A 14,839-nucleotide genomic window follows, 5' to 3' on the forward strand; every position below is an offset into this window, starting at 1 on the left:
GTTTTACTTAAATTTATTATCAAGTTCTCTGTCGTCAGAATACTCCATATTTTCAGTTACAGCAGGTTTTAAATTTTTAATAAATGTTCCCATTTCATCAGCACTTCCAACTATTCTGTTAAAAATGCTTAAATAATCATTTAAAATAGGATTATCTACATCATAAGGATATCTTATAATATGATCAATTTCGCTCCATGCTTCTTCAAAAACAGTTCTTACCTGCATTTCAACATAAAATTTTTCTCCTGTTTCAGATTCTGTCTGAATAAGATAATGTACAGAACGATAACCATGTTCTCTTACTATAATTTCACAGTTAAGATGTTTCATGGTTTCTTTAAGAAGATCCATGTTGTAATCACCAGGTCTTACATTTATTTGTGGAGTTTCTGCTACATCCCAAAACTTTAAAATTTCATTGTGAATATCAATCCAATCATCTTTAAAAAGATGAAGAACTCTTACTCCTATAAGGTCTGTTACAATTTCTTTATAGTTTTTAACAGATATATTTCTATCTACATACTTTTTCCCTTTTCTTATTATTTTTTCTATAAGATGGGCAGGTTTCTTTACTCTTCTTCTTACAGAGTGGACAGTTTTGGTGTCAATAAGTTTAAAAGTAAATTCATCTGCAAGTTTTTCAAGAGTTGGAACAAGAGTTATATAGTCATCATGGATTTTTACAAGTTCATCCCAGTTAAGACCTGTTGACTCAAAATATTCCTCCTCAATTGAAAATTTTTCAAAAAAGTTTTTTCTGTCCAGCAATTTTTTCACCTCTTTCAGTTTTTATTTCTATTACTTACCAAAACTTAAAAATTTAAAGTTTAATTTTCTAATTTTGACAATTCAATTAAGCAAGGTTTTCTGTAGCCTGCTGTTTTTTCTTTAAAAATATTATTTTTTTCAAGAGGATTTCTAAGAGTTATTTTTTCTTCTATAACTAAGTTTTTATCAACTTTATGCTTTCTTTTTATAATCAGGAAATCTCCTTCATGTAAATTGTAATTTTCATTTTTAAAATTAAAATTACACCATGTCTCTATCATTCTGTTTTCTCTTAAAGCTGCATTAAGCTCAAGAAGATAATAGATATTTTCACACTCAGGAAGTTTATCAGCTTGGAATTTGTATCCTGATTTATTAAGTGTTTCAAAGAAATGCTGAACGGTTTTTATTCTCATAAGTTCTATTCTGTCTTCAGCTGTAATATCTCCATAGAGATTATTTACTTTAAATGAAATAGGTGCTCCACTAAATATTTTTTCAAGCATCTCTAAGACTTTAAGCATTCTTGAATTTTTTATAAGAGAGCTTATTTCATATGAGCGAACACTTCCATAAGCTTTTATAGTGTCATTATTAAGTGAAACACTTAGTCCAAGTTTAAATTCTCTATGTTTTACTTCAAGCATTTTTATAGATTCATTAGAAACGATTCTTAAATGACAATTATTGATACTGTCATTTCCTATTTTTATTCCTGTATTTCCAATTACAACCTGATTAGGAAAAGTCATTCCTTCGGGAATATTAGAAATTTTAATAGGGAGCTGAGAAAGCTTTAAAGAACTATATTTAATCTCTAAAGCTGTTTCAAATTTTCCCATATCCTGAGAAAAATCAAAAGAAACAGTTTTAGGTTCATATATATTTTCAGTTTCTTTAATTTCATTTATAATTTCAGTATCTGAAAGAATTTTTTCAGGATCAGGAGATATAGCATCAGATAAAGTTATATTTTCACTTTCTGAGCTTTCAACTTTTGTTTCTTTTTTAATTTCTTTTTCTTGAGAGAAATTATTTTCAGTAGAAATGTTATTTCCAAAAAGTTGATATTGTTTTTCTGTTATAGCTTCAAAGCTTTCAGTATCTTCTAAATTTTTCTGCAGTTCTTCAGTTTTGCTTTCTGTCGGTAGTTCTTTTATGCAGTTTTCAGTAGTATCAATTTTTTCTTCAGTAATTTCTTTAAATGTAAGATTTTTTTCTAAAGATTGAGAAACTTCAGGCAGAACATTTTCAGCAGCATTATTTTCTATTTCAATTGTGCTTTCTTGAGAAAGATTACTAATACTTTCAATCTCATTATTTTCTATCCTGCTATTTTCTGCTTCATCTTCTGATACTACCATTGGAACTTTTTTTCGTTCATCAACTCACTGTATAACTGGGGGAATAGTTTATTTAAATCTATATTAGGATTTTTTGTATAATTTTTAAGTTCTCTGAAAAATTCATATTCAGTTGAAGCAAGAACTTTAATATTATACTTATTGAAAAATTCCATTACCTTTGGATTTAAAATAGAATTTGATGTTATTACATACATAGGTTTTATATCTTCGCAATTTCTGCTTAAAATGAAATCAAGAATTGTAAAGAAATCAGAATCATCAAAATCTACCCCTAAAAAAATTGTACTTCTATGCTTAAGTTCATATCTTATACTATCCCAAAAAACAGTATAGAAAGGAAGAACTCTAAGTCTTCTGAAATCTTGCTCTGTTACAGCACAATTTTCATAGTTACTTAAATCTCCAAGAACTTTATAAAGTCTTACCTTTCCATCAGTAAAAATTTCCTTATCATATGGTGTGATTTTTTTAACCCTTGTACTTTCTTCTATTGAAGAATCATAGTTTGTATTTATAACTGCTCCTACCAAATCAGCTTCTATAAGAGCATCAAGATAACAGTTACTGCTCTTTTTATACTCATATATTCCTTGTATTTTTTTATACAGCGACTGCTTCGTTCCTATTACAGAATCTACAAAACATTGACTGACTTCAAACAAAGAATGTCTGTCATTAAAGCTTTTTATATTTTTAAATTTTATTTGATTAGCTAAAATTTCAACGAGTCCATCTCTGCTTGGGAAGCCATTAGATTTTTCAAAAAAATTGCCAGTACATATATTAAGTTTTTTTTCTAAGTCAAGTTTTTCAAAAAAGCTCATATAATAACCTCGCTTATAAATTTAATGTATTCACTATAAGTATATACTATATTTATAAAATTCTCAATGAAATATTAAAAAAATAGTGTATAATGTATTAGGGTAAAGAATTAAATTTTTTTTAATAAAAAATAGCCATCAAAAAGGAGGAGTATATGTTACAGCAGGTATTTCATTTACTTGGAGATTACATCTTCGTTGCAAACATCTTTTTAGCATCTGTAGTTCTTTTCTTTGAGAGGAAAAGACCAGTATACACTTTGTTTTGGATAACTATTTTGCTTTTAACTTCATATTTTGGTTTTATTGCATATTTGTTTTTTGGTATGAAATTTTATAAAAAAAGAAATACAGAAAAATTTTATACAAGAAATTTTTTAAGACAGATATATAAAGAAAACCATTATAAAGTTCAGCTTGTGGAAAAGAGAACTAAACTTGTAAGCTACATTGTAAAATCTGTAGGAAATAAAGTTACATATCTTAATAATGTTTATTTCTTTAAAGAAGGAAATTCTTTTTTTCAGAGAATGATTGAAGATATAAGAAATGCAAAAGAAACAATAAATATGGAGTATTATATTTTCAGTGATGATGAGTTTGGAAGTGGAATATATGACGAACTTATTTTAAAAGCACAAGAAGGAGTTAAAATTAAAATAATTATTGACGGGATAGGAACAAAAATTCTTAAAAGAAAAAGAATAAAGCAGCTTGAAAAAGCTGGTATAAAAGTAAAAACTTTTTTTCCTTCTCATTTTCCATTTTTCAGATTTGGAAATTTAAGAGCAAATTATCGTGATCATAGAAAAATGTGTATAATTGACAGTCTAATATTATATACAGGAGGCTTCAATATAGGAAATGAATATATAGGCAAAGGAAAGCTTGGCAACTGGAGAGATACAGGTGCAAGGATAAATGGAGAAATAGCAGTTGATGCTGACAGAGAATTTTATATTTCATGGAACTTTGTTCATAAAGGAGTTAATCTGAGAGATATTGACAAACAACTTCGTAGTAAAGTGAATAATATTGAAGAGAGAAAAGAAAAATTTCATATAAATGCTATGCAGATTGTAAGCAGTGGCCCTAACTATCAGACAAGAACAATTCGTGATTGCTTTATGAATCTTATAATGAGTGCCAAAAGAAGTATATATATAGAAACACCATACTTTGTTCCTGATGACTTGCTCCTTGACTGCTTGAGAATAGCGATTATGTCAGGTGTGGAAGTAAAGATAATAGTTCCTTATATAGGAGATCATCCTTTTGTTTATTGGGCAAATCAAGGATTTATTGTAGAACTTTTAGAAATGGGAGCTGAAGTATACAGATATACTGATGGATTTTTCCACAGTAAACTTATAATAATAGATAATGAAGTAGCTTCTTTTGGAAGTGCTAATTTTGATTACAGAAGTCTTTATCAAAACTTTGAGATTAACTTTAATGTCTATGATTTAGAGCTTGTTGGTCACTTGAGACAAATATTCTTTGAAGATATTTCAAAATCTGTCTCTTTAGACTATAAGGTTATGAAAGAAAGAAATGTATCTGAAAAAATAAAAGAGTCTATATGCAGATTAATATCTCCAGTAATTTAAGGAGGAAATAAAATGGGTTTAGATGATTTGGATGATTTTTTTAAGAATTTTTATACAGACAGACATAAGGATAAAACCTTTGTAGATCTTCATCTTCATACAAATTATTCAGATGGCTTTATAAGTGGAAAAAGTCTTTTACATTATTTAGAGGATAAAAATTATCTGATAGCTGTAACAGATCATAATGCAGTTGGAGGAAATATCCTTTTAAGAAAATTGGGAATAAATGTTATTCCAGCAATAGAACTTGGTTGCTGTGATGGTTTTGAACTTCTTATCTATTTTGCTTCAGAAGATGATATGGTATATTTTTATAAGGGATATGTTGAACCTAATAAAAATAAAATAAGAATGGCAAAGACAACAAAAGATATAGAATATTATTTAAGGGCTCTTGAAAATTTCAAATGTTATAAATCAATTCCACATATAGCAGGAGTAGCTCAGAAAAATTTTATAAAGAATAAAGATTATATTTATAATATTATAGGTAGGGTTGATGCAATAGAAATTCATAACCATGCTCTTCCAAATTCAAGAAATCTTATAGCTCAAGAAATTCAAAAAAAATACAATCTAGGAATCACTTTTGGAAGTGACAGCCATTTTATGGACGAGATAAAAGCTTTTTATAAATATTTTAATGAAATAAAAGAAAAGAAGAGTCTGGCAAATGAATATTTTCAAAAGATGAAACTTCTTGGAGGACTTGGACAAAAACATCTTATGTATGGTTTGAAAGGAAGCTTGGAAAAATAAATTACTTCAAAAAAAAAGAAAAGTATTGTATAATGTTTGAGTGATTCTGTAGCTCAGTTGGATAGAGCAACGCCCTCCTAAGGCGTAGGTCATGCGTTCAATTCGCATCAGAATCGCCAGATATAAAATTAAAATTATTAAGATAAATTTTGAAAAAGACTGTTTCAGACAGTCTTTTTTTCCCTTAAAAAACAACTTAAAAGTAAAATAATAAAATTTTTAACTTGTGTTGCATTTTTTTTTCATTTCTTTTATAATAAAATAATGAATATAATTATTTGGGAGGTTTAAGTGTTACAAAAATTTAAAAGAAACTTTTCTATTATTGCACATATAGATCACGGGAAGTCAACTATTGCTGACAGACTTCTTGAAGCAACTCATACAGTTGCAGAAAGAGATATGAAAGCACAGCTTCTTGACTCGATGGAACTTGAAAGAGAAAAAGGGATAACAATCAAAGCTCAGGCAGTTACTCTTTATTATGATGCCAAAGATGGAAACCGTTACGAGCTTAACCTTATAGATACTCCAGGACATGTGGACTTTATATATGAAGTTTCAAGATCACTTTCAGCATGTGAAGGAGCTCTTCTTGTTGTAGATGCTGCTCAGGGTGTAGAGGCTCAAACTCTTGCTAATGTTTATTTAGCCCTTGAAAATGACCTTGATTTAATTCCTGTAATTAATAAAATAGATCTTCCTGCAGCTGAACCAGAAAGAGTAAAAGAAGAAATTGAAAATGTAATAGGACTTCCTGCTGACGATGCAGTTCTTACATCAGCTAAAATTAATCTTGGAATAGAAGATCTTTTGGAAGCTATAGTTCAAAGAATTCCTGCTCCTTCTTATGATGAAGAAGCACCTCTTAGAGCACTTATTTTTGACTCTAAATTTGATGATTACAGAGGAGTAATAACTTATGTAAAAGTTGAGGATGGAGCAATTCGTAAAGGGGATAAAATAAAAATATGGTCAACTGGAAGAGAAGCAGAAATTCTTGAATGTGGAATTTTCTCTCCAAATATGAAGGCAACAGGAGAACTTACTTCAGGATCAGTAGGGTATATTATAACAGGATTAAAAACAATTAAAGATTCAAGAGTAGGGGATACAATAACTCATGTAAACAGACCATGTAGTGATCCACTTCAGGGATTCAGACCTGCACAGTCAATGGTATTTGCAGGAATTTATCCTATATCAACAGACGATTATGGAGCTCTTAGAGAATCTCTAGAGAAACTTCAACTTAATGATGCCTCATTGAACTTTGTTCCAGAAACTTCATTAGCATTAGGATTTGGTTTCAGATGTGGATTCCTTGGACTTCTTCATATGGAAATTATTGTTGAAAGACTTAGAAGAGAATATAATATAGATCTTCTTTCAACAGCACCATCAGTTGAATATAGAATAACTATGGAGGGAAAACCTACTTATGTTATTGACAACCCATGTGATTTCCCTGAAGCTGGAAAGGCTAAATTTATAATAGAAGAGCCTTATATAAAAGGAAATATAATTGTTCCTAAAGATTATGTAGGTGGAGTAATGGAGCTTTGTCAAGAAAAGCGTGGAACATATATAGGTATGAATTATATAGATGACAATAGAACAATGCTTACTTATGAACTTCCACTTGCAGAAATTGTACTTGATTTCTATGACAAGTTAAAATCAAGAACAAGAGGCTATGCATCATTTGAATATGAGCTTATTGATTATAGACCAGGAGAACTTATAAAAGTTGATATTCTTGTTTCAGGAACTGTTGTTGATGCCTTTTCATTTATTTCACATAAAGATAATGCTGTTTCAAAGGGAAGAGCAATATGTGAAAAACTTAAAGAAGTAATCCCAAGACAGCAGTTTGAAATTCCTATTCAAGCAGCTCTTGGTGCAAAGATAATAGCAAGAGAAACAATAAAAGCATATAGAAAAAATGTTATAGCTAAATGCTATGGTGGAGATATAACAAGAAAGAAAAAGCTTCTTGAAAAACAAAAAGCAGGTAAGAAAAGAATGAAACAAATAGGAAATGTTGAAATTCCACAAGAAGCATTTGTATCAGTGTTAAAATTAAATGATAATTAATTACTGATTGTTTTCTTTGTTCATTAAAATAAGCTAGCTTATTAATAAGAAAAAAATTTTATAAAATGAAACTGTTCATATAAAATTACAACAGTTTCATTTTTTTTACAATAAATTAACATTTCAAATTTTTATTTTATATTTCTCTTTCTTTATGATAGAATAATAATCAGGGATAAAGGAAACAAGGGCAAGAGTATTGGCTTATGTTCTCCAAAAATAAATAAGTTTAAGGACGTGATCACTTGAATATTACTTTTTTTAAGGGAATCATAACGGGAATAATTTTGTCTCTTCCATTTGGTCCAGTAGGACTATATTGTATGGAGAAGACTTTAACAGAGGGAAAAAGAGATGGTTTTTCAACGGCACTTGGAATGGTTACTTCTGATGTGGTATATGGGCTTGTTGCTTTTTTCTTTATTAATCAGGCTGAAGGTTTTATTTTAAAATATGAATTCTTTTTTAAAGCTTTGGTAGGTGTTTGTCTTATAATTTTAGGTATAAAAAAATTAAAGACACCAGTTGTTATAAAAAAGCCGACAAAAGTAAATAAATATAATATTCAAAACTATTTGTCAGGTTTCTTCTTGTCTGTTATAAATGTGACAGGAATAGTAACAATAATTTTTATATACACTCTTTTGAGTGTTGTAGGGGATGCAGATAATTATCTACTTCTTGCAGGAGGAATAGGAACAGCAGGAGTTGTTTCATGGTTTATAAATGTACAAGTGCTTACATATTTTAAAAGATTTATAACAGATGATTTATTAATAAAATTATCTAAACTGGCAAGTTTTATAATTCTTACTTTTGGAATAGCAGCACTTGGATATATTATTGTAAATTTGATATAAGGAGTTGCAATGTTTGATATTAACAATTTTAAAGAACTGCTTGAATACAGAAAAGAAAATGAAAATATAACAATAGCTGTTGCAATGAGTGGGGGAGTAGACAGCTCTGTAACAGCATATATTTTAAAAAAACAAGGGTATAAAGTTTTTGGTGTCACAATGATAACATGTGAAGCAGGTGTTGATGCTGATGCCAGAAAAGTTTGTGAAGATTTAGGGATAGAACATTATGTTTTAGACTTAACAGAGTCTTTTAGTGATAAAGTTATAAATTATTTTATAAATGAGTATGAACATGGAAGAACTCCAAATCCATGTATGATATGTAACAGACATATAAAAATGGGAGCTTTAATAGATTTTGCCCTTGAAAAAGGAGCGAATTTTATTGCAACAGGTCATTACAGCAATATAGAAAATGGAGTTTTGAAAGTAGGGCATGATTTAAGTAAAGATCAGGCATATTTTCTTTCTCAGGTAAATAAAGATAAATTAAAATATGTAGTATTTCCTCTTGGCGAAATAGAAAAAACAGATGTGAGAGAAATAGGAAAATATCTTGGAGTGAGAGTCTATGCTAAAAAAGATTCTCAGGAAATTTGTTTTGTAGAAGATGGAAAGCTAAAAGAATTTCTTATAGAAAAAACAAATGGAAAAATTGCAAGAGAAGGAAATATTGTTGACACAGATGGAAAAATACTTGGAAAACATCAAGGACTTGCTTTTTATACAATTGGACAAAGAAAAGGTCTAGGAATATCATCAGATAAACCTCTTTATGTGTTAAAACTTGATGAAAAAACAAATTCTATAATTATGGGAAGCAACGAAGAGCTTTTTAAAGACTCTCTTACAGCAAATAAAATAAATCTTTTAAAAGTATCTTCAATAAGTGAGTTAGAAGGAATAGAATGTTTTGCAAAAACAAGATCAAGAGATAAGTTTCATAATTGTAAAATCTCAGTTCTTGGAGAAGACGAAATAAAAGTTTCTTTTAAGGGGGATAAAGTAAGAGCTGTTACTCCTGGACAAGGAGTAGTTCTTTATGACCAAAACTATGAAGTCATTGCCAGTGGATTTATAAAATAAAATTTAATAAAATTATAATAAAAAATCTGCCTTATTATACTATTTACGATAGAAAGTATAAAGGGCAGATATTTTTTTATTAATAATATTTTTATTTTAATATTTGAAGGATTTCTTCTTTTGAAAAATCAGTATCATTTATTTTAAAACCATTTTTTCTTAAATTATATATCTTTTCTTCAATTGTATTCTCTGCAAAAAAATTATAAATAATAATTTTATTTTCAGGAGAAAAGTCTATATAATTTGTAAGATTTGAATAATACCACTGGTCAAGGAAAATTATAACATCTGTTTTTGGAAATTCACAAGGAAGATGTTTAATTTTTGAAGATACAAATAAAGCACCTAAAGATTTTGAATTAAAAGCACTAAACTTGTCATTTATTTCTTCTTCATTCATTTCTTCACTAATAAAAATATGTGTATTTTTAAAACCTGGAGCTGAACCTTTATGTGCAGTAATTCCGTTAAAATTATAAACAACTATAACTTTATAGCTATTATTAAATAAAATTTTCAAAAGATTATAAAAAAGAGTGTTTTTTTCAAATGAAGAAATTTTTTTATCATTCAAAGTTTCTTGTAGTGTAAAGTAGCAGGCATTTTTAAGTTCTTGGAACATTTCTAGAATATCATCTTTTTCTAAATCTAGATTATTTTTTATTTCATATATATAGTTATTAAAAATAGCAGAATATATTCTTCTGTTTTTTGGAGTCAGAGAAAATTTTATTTCAGTATTTACTATATTTGATAGTTCTTCAATAACTTCAGATTTTGTACGGCGTAAAATAAATGGAGTTATAACAGGAACTGATTTCTTTTTATAGTTATAATATTTAGATAAAAATTTTTCAAGATTAATAAGATAATCTGGAAGAACAATAGAAAAAACAAGCCATATTTCTTTTAAATCTACTTCAATAGGAGAACTTATAGAAGCATATGCTGTTTTACGGTTAATCTTTTTGATAGCTTTATAAAAACTTTCTGAAGGAAGTTTTGCAGAATAGAAATTTCCAAAAATAACATTTTCAAAATAGATATCTTCAAAAATTGAATATTCTTTTTCAAAAAAAGAATAAGTAGTAATAATAATTTCTCCTGAAGAGATATCAGAAAGCTCTTTTTCATCAGATAAATTTTTATCAATAATTTTATATTTTAAATTTTTATAAAAACCTTCTATATTATTTTTCCAACTTTCTATATCTTCCTTGTGCACAATTATAAGGTTAGGAAGCTGATTTTCTCTGTTTTGAATTTCTAAAAAAGCAAGAAGCTGCATTTTTTTTCCTAATTTTGGTCCATCAGCAAGAATACCTCCTACACCTTTTCTTTTCATATTTAAAAGCCAGTTTGTTCCATAGTATTGATATTTTCTTAAAAAGTGATATTCAGGAGCATAATTTGCTATGTAGTCTTTCATATTTAAATTATTTATAGAATAATTATTTAAGAAGAAGTCATAAACTATATCTCTATAGAAAGTACCTGAGAGAATTTCTTGATCTGTAAATTTTAAGGTTGTAAATAATTCTTTAAGTATTCTAAGATCAGTTTCTTTAAAGTATAGAATACTTTTATTTCTTAAGGAAATATATTTTGAAAATCCACTAAGATAAAAAAGAGCATGAAAAGTTTCTAAAATTTCATTTGAAGTAAGAACATCAGAAGAAATATTTATTTTAAGCATATCTTTTTCTTTTGAAATGTTCAGAAAAATTTCAGCTTCTATATATTTAATTTCTTTAGAATCATCAGAATACAGAAGTTTACCATCATAAAAAAGTTTTTTAGACTGCTCTGTAAAAAAATTATAAGCTTTATTCTGAGTTGTAAAAATATAACACTCTTCTTTACTAAATTTATCTTTAGTTAAACATTTAAAAAATAATTTTTCGTTACAGCTAAGATTATACTCATATAGTCTGTCTGAAATGATTTCTTTTTGTATATTTTCAACTTTTAAACCATCATATAGAAATTTAGGTTTTATAAAATAATAATCATCAGAAAATTCAACAAAAGCTCCAGACTGAATTTTTTCAGGAAAATAGTAATTTTTTATTACTTCATCTGAGAATTTTACATTGAAATATTTTCTTAAATTAAAGATAATAGTTCCTACATCTTTACTATTTTTTGGAAATATTATTTTATTTTTAGTTTCTGAATAAACTTTAAAAATATTTACAATATTTTCATAGTCAGGTATTTTTATCAATTTTATATTTTCATTATCAGTTTTATAGCAGATATATTCTCTATTTATAGGATACCAATTTTGAATATTTTTTATTTCAAGTACAAAATAATCTTCTTTTTCAGAAATGAAAATTTCAGGAGATATTTCCCCATGAAGATAATTTGAACACATCTGAGGAAAGAAAGGCATAAAAATAGGTAACATAAAATCAGGTATTTCTAAATTATAGTCGCTGTCAATTTTAGAAAAATTTCCATATTCAAGATAATTTTTAAGGATATTAATAAAATCTTTTGAAAGAGATTCAATTTTATAATTATCTTTTTCAAGGATCATTATAAATGGCAGTTTTGTTTCAGAATAATTGAAAAAACGGTTTTGATTTTGCAAAATTTTATAACGAATAGAATTAAAATAATTTCTTAAAGTAATATCTGAAATATATATTTTGTCATTTTCTTTTACCTTTAACTTAAAAGAAATATATAAACTAAATTCATCTGAATAATCTTTAAGTGTATTTTTAAAAAAAGAAACAAGTTTTTCATTTTTAAAAATGCTTAATCTTATAGAATTATCTTCATGGGGAAAATACTTTTCAAGCATAATTAAAAAAGCACAGATAACATGTTCACATGGTCCTTTTTTATCGTAATTACATGTACAGTTAAAAACTTCAACAGAGTCTGATTTTAAACTATAATATAAAGAAGGATAAAATTGTTTTTCTTTTTCTGTAATAACACCTTCTGCCAAAATACTTAGTGAATCACTTTTTTTAAAAAAAGTAATATTATCTTTTGTTTTTTGTTTTGTAAAAAGGCTTTCTCCTTTTTCCCATGTTTTAAAAAATGCACGGGTTTTAAATTTTTTTATAATGTCATTTTTTTTATCAGTAGTTCTTTGTTGCATAATTAATAACCTCACAAAAATTTTTTACATTGTATTGTACCATAAATTATGTAATGATAAAATTATTTCAAAAAAAATTATTTCATTTTAAACAATGCATTAATTAAAAATTCATTCTAAAAAAATTATTTTAAAGAAAATAAAAAATATAAATATATATGATTTTGTTTCTGCATTAAAAAGTCAGAAAAAGTTATTGATTAATTAAAGAATATATGATATTCTTCATGAGTAACTATGAGTATTAGAAATAAAAAAAGCGCCAGAACTTAAAATATTAAGTTGACGAGGACTGAAGACATTCGAAAATTCGGCGGGTACTTCAGAGGGAGTTACACCCTGAGAAACTTTACAAAACCATGGAGCAATCTGTGGGACAAAAGAGTTTAAGTAACAATTCTCATAGTAAACACATGAACATTAAAAAAATAATATCAGGAGGTTTATTATGTGTGGAATTGTAGGTTATGTAGGTCATGGAGATACAAAAGAAATAATTTTACAGGGACTGAGAACTTTAGAATACAGAGGATATGACTCATCAGGAATGGCTCTTATGTCAGATGGCGAAATAATTGTAGAAAAAAAAGAAGGAAGAATACAAAATCTTGCTGACAGTCTAAAAGGAAAAGTTTTTTCTTCGGAAATAGGTATAGGACACACAAGATGGGCAACGCATGGAGTTCCTTCAGACAGAAACTCACACCCTCATTATAGTATGGATAAATCAGTAGCTGTAGTTCATAATGGAATTATAGAAAATTATCAGGTACTAAAAAAAGAGCTTGAAGAAAAAGGGTATGTTTTTTCTTCTGAAACAGATACAGAAGTAATTTCTCAATTGATACAGGATATGTATAATGGAGATATTTTAGATACAGTTATAAAAGTTCAGAAGAGATTAGAAGGAAGTTATGCTATAGGTGTTCTTCATAAAAATCATCCAGATGAGTTAGTTTGTGCAAGAGAACATAGTCCGCTAGTAATAGGAATAGGAGAAAAAGAAAATTTTATAGCTTCAGATGTATCAGCACTTTTAAAATATACAAAAGATGTTTATTATCTAGAAGATGGAGATACAGCAGTATTAAAATCAGGAGAAATAAAAATTTTTGATAAAAATGAAAATCTTGTACAGAGAGAAAAGAAATATATAGAATGGAATCTTGAACAGGCAACAAAATGTGGTTATCCTCATTTTATGCTAAAAGAAATTTTTGAACAGCCTCAGGCAGTTAAAGAAACTTTTAATAAAAGAGTTCATAATGGAAAAGCAGATTTTTCAGATGTTTTAAATTATAAAGATATAGAAAAGATAAATAAAATATATATAATTGCTTGTGGAACTGCTTATCATGCAGGTCTTCAAGGGCAATTTGCTCTTCAGAAAATAGCAAAACTTGATTCAGCTGCTGATATAGCCTCAGAATTTCGTTATAGTGATCCTTTTATAGATGATAAAACAATGGTAATTTTTGTAAGTCAGTCTGGAGAAACTTCAGATACTCTTGCAGCATTAAAAGAGGCTAAGAGTAAAGGAGCTCTTACAATAGCAATAACAAATGTTGTAGGATCAACAATATCAAGAGAGGCAGATAAAGTTATATATACAATGGCAGGTCCTGAAATTGCTGTAGCTTCAACAAAAGCATATACAACACAGGTTGCAATATTTTATCTTCTTGCTCTTTATATAGCAGAGCTTAGAGGTGTTATTTCTGAAGAAAAATATAAAGAGTATATTTCTGAAATAAAAGATATGCCTGAAAAGATTCAAAAAATATTAGATGACTGTGAAAAAATAAAACCAGCAGCAGAGTATTTTAAAAATAGAATAAATGGTTTTTATATAGGAAGAGGGCTTGATTATAAAGTTGCTGTTGAAGGTTCTTTGAAAATCAAAGAAGTTTCATATATTCATACTGAAGCATTTGCATCAGGAGAACTTAAGCATGGAACAATAGCACTTATAGAAGAAGGAACACCAGTAATTGTAATAGCAACGCAAAGAAATCTTATTGATAAATCTGTTTCAAATATTAAAGAGGTAAAAGCAAGAGGAGCATATATTATTACAATAGGATTTAAAAATGAAGAGAATTTAAAAAATGTTTCAGATATTTTTATAGGAATACCTGAATGCAATGATTTATTTGCAGGATTTTTATCAATAATTCCTCTTCAGCTTCTTGCATATTATACATCAGAGGCTAAAGGAATAGATGTGGATAAACCAAGAAACCTTGCAAAATCAGTAACTGTTGAATAAATTAAATAGTAATAAATAAAATGGGGATTTTATAAGATCCCCATTTTAATATAATTATTTTTT

The 14,839-nt window shown here is 27.6% G+C and carries 10 protein-coding genes and 1 tRNA gene; 7 read left to right on the forward strand and 4 right to left on the reverse strand.

Annotated elements, in window-relative coordinates; all coding sequences use genetic code 11:
* Positions 1-3: 3 nt before the first annotated feature.
* Genes I6E17_RS00705 through I6E17_RS00715 form a run of 3 tightly spaced genes read right to left on the reverse strand, consistent with a single transcriptional unit; the run spans position 4 to position 2,965 of the window.
* Entirely contained in the window at positions 4-783 is a 780-nt protein-coding gene (locus I6E17_RS00705) for a GTP pyrophosphokinase (RefSeq protein ID WP_176828808.1), read from the reverse strand.
* Positions 784-833: 50 nt separating this feature from the next.
* The gene (locus tag I6E17_RS00710) at positions 834-2,138 is read right to left on the reverse strand and encodes a hypothetical protein (protein ID WP_235234918.1); all 1,305 of its coding nucleotides are present in this window, start codon (positions 2,136-2,138) and stop codon (positions 834-836) included.
* Positions 2,132-2,965: an SIR2 family NAD-dependent protein deacylase gene (locus I6E17_RS00715; RefSeq protein WP_176828810.1), complete on the reverse strand. Its 834-nt coding sequence runs from the start codon at positions 2,963-2,965 to the stop codon at positions 2,132-2,134. The genes I6E17_RS00710 and I6E17_RS00715 overlap by 7 nt, the downstream gene beginning before the upstream one ends.
* A gap of 155 nt (positions 2,966-3,120) precedes the next feature.
* Here I6E17_RS00715 and cls point away from each other — a divergent pair, with 155 nt between their 5' ends.
* From cls to mnmA, 6 genes are all read left to right on the forward strand, one after another.
* Positions 3,121-4,575, forward strand: coding sequence for a cardiolipin synthase (cls, locus tag I6E17_RS00720; RefSeq protein WP_235234919.1), 1,455 nt, complete (start codon positions 3,121-3,123; stop codon positions 4,573-4,575).
* Positions 4,576-4,587: 12 nt separating this feature from the next.
* Positions 4,588-5,337, forward strand: coding sequence for a PHP domain-containing protein (locus I6E17_RS00725; RefSeq protein ID WP_235234920.1), 750 nt, complete (start codon positions 4,588-4,590; stop codon positions 5,335-5,337).
* A 42-nt stretch (positions 5,338-5,379) separates the two neighbouring features.
* Positions 5,380-5,456 (forward strand) — tRNA-Arg (locus I6E17_RS00730).
* A 172-nt stretch (positions 5,457-5,628) separates the two neighbouring features.
* Positions 5,629-7,434 (forward strand): translation elongation factor 4, encoded by a 1,806-nt coding sequence (gene lepA / locus I6E17_RS00735; protein ID WP_235234922.1) that lies wholly within the window; start codon positions 5,629-5,631, stop codon positions 7,432-7,434.
* Between the two features lie 323 nt (positions 7,435-7,757).
* Positions 7,758-8,294 carry a hypothetical protein gene (locus I6E17_RS00740; RefSeq protein WP_176828814.1) on the forward strand — a complete coding sequence of 179 codons (537 nt, stop codon included), beginning with the start codon at positions 7,758-7,760 and terminating at the stop codon, positions 8,292-8,294.
* Positions 8,295-8,303: 9 nt separating this feature from the next.
* On the forward strand, positions 8,304-9,383 hold the full coding sequence (gene mnmA, locus I6E17_RS00745) for a tRNA 2-thiouridine(34) synthase MnmA (protein ID WP_176828815.1): 1,080 nt from the start codon (positions 8,304-8,306) through the stop codon (positions 9,381-9,383).
* Between the two features lie 91 nt (positions 9,384-9,474).
* On the opposite strand, the gene I6E17_RS00750 is transcribed toward mnmA, so the two are convergent.
* Positions 9,475-12,507, reverse strand: a complete 3,033-nt coding sequence (locus I6E17_RS00750) for an SNF2-related protein (protein ID WP_235234924.1) — start codon at positions 12,505-12,507, stop codon at positions 9,475-9,477.
* Between the two features lie 448 nt (positions 12,508-12,955).
* On the opposite strand from I6E17_RS00750, the gene glmS reads away from it, so the two are divergent.
* Entirely contained in the window at positions 12,956-14,776 is a 1,821-nt protein-coding gene (glmS, locus tag I6E17_RS00755; protein ID WP_235234926.1) for a glutamine--fructose-6-phosphate transaminase (isomerizing), read from the forward strand.
* The last annotated feature ends 63 nt before the right edge of the window (positions 14,777-14,839 follow it).

It is taken from the genome of Fusobacterium perfoetens, assembly GCF_021531595.1.
GTDB lineage: Bacteria > Fusobacteriota > Fusobacteriia > Fusobacteriales > Fusobacteriaceae > Fusobacterium_B.

Coding starts and splice junctions, on each gene's coding strand:
- cls (WP_235234919.1), top strand. CDS start 3,121: ATGTTACAGCAGGTATTTCATTTACTTGGAGATTACATCTTCGTTGCA.
- glmS (WP_235234926.1), top strand. CDS start 12,956: ATGTGTGGAATTGTAGGTTATGTAGGTCATGGAGATACAAAAGAAATA.
- I6E17_RS00710 (WP_235234918.1), bottom strand. CDS start 2,138: ATGGTAGTATCAGAAGATGAAGCAGAAAATAGCAGGATAGAAAATAAT.
- I6E17_RS00740 (WP_176828814.1), top strand. CDS start 7,758: ATGGAGAAGACTTTAACAGAGGGAAAAAGAGATGGTTTTTCAACGGCA.
- I6E17_RS00750 (WP_235234924.1), bottom strand. CDS start 12,507: ATGCAACAAAGAACTACTGATAAAAAAAATGACATTATAAAAAAATTT.
- mnmA (WP_176828815.1), top strand. CDS start 8,304: ATGTTTGATATTAACAATTTTAAAGAACTGCTTGAATACAGAAAAGAA.
- I6E17_RS00715 (WP_176828810.1), bottom strand. CDS start 2,965: ATGAGCTTTTTTGAAAAACTTGACTTAGAAAAAAAACTTAATATATGT.
- I6E17_RS00725 (WP_235234920.1), top strand. CDS start 4,588: ATGGGTTTAGATGATTTGGATGATTTTTTTAAGAATTTTTATACAGAC.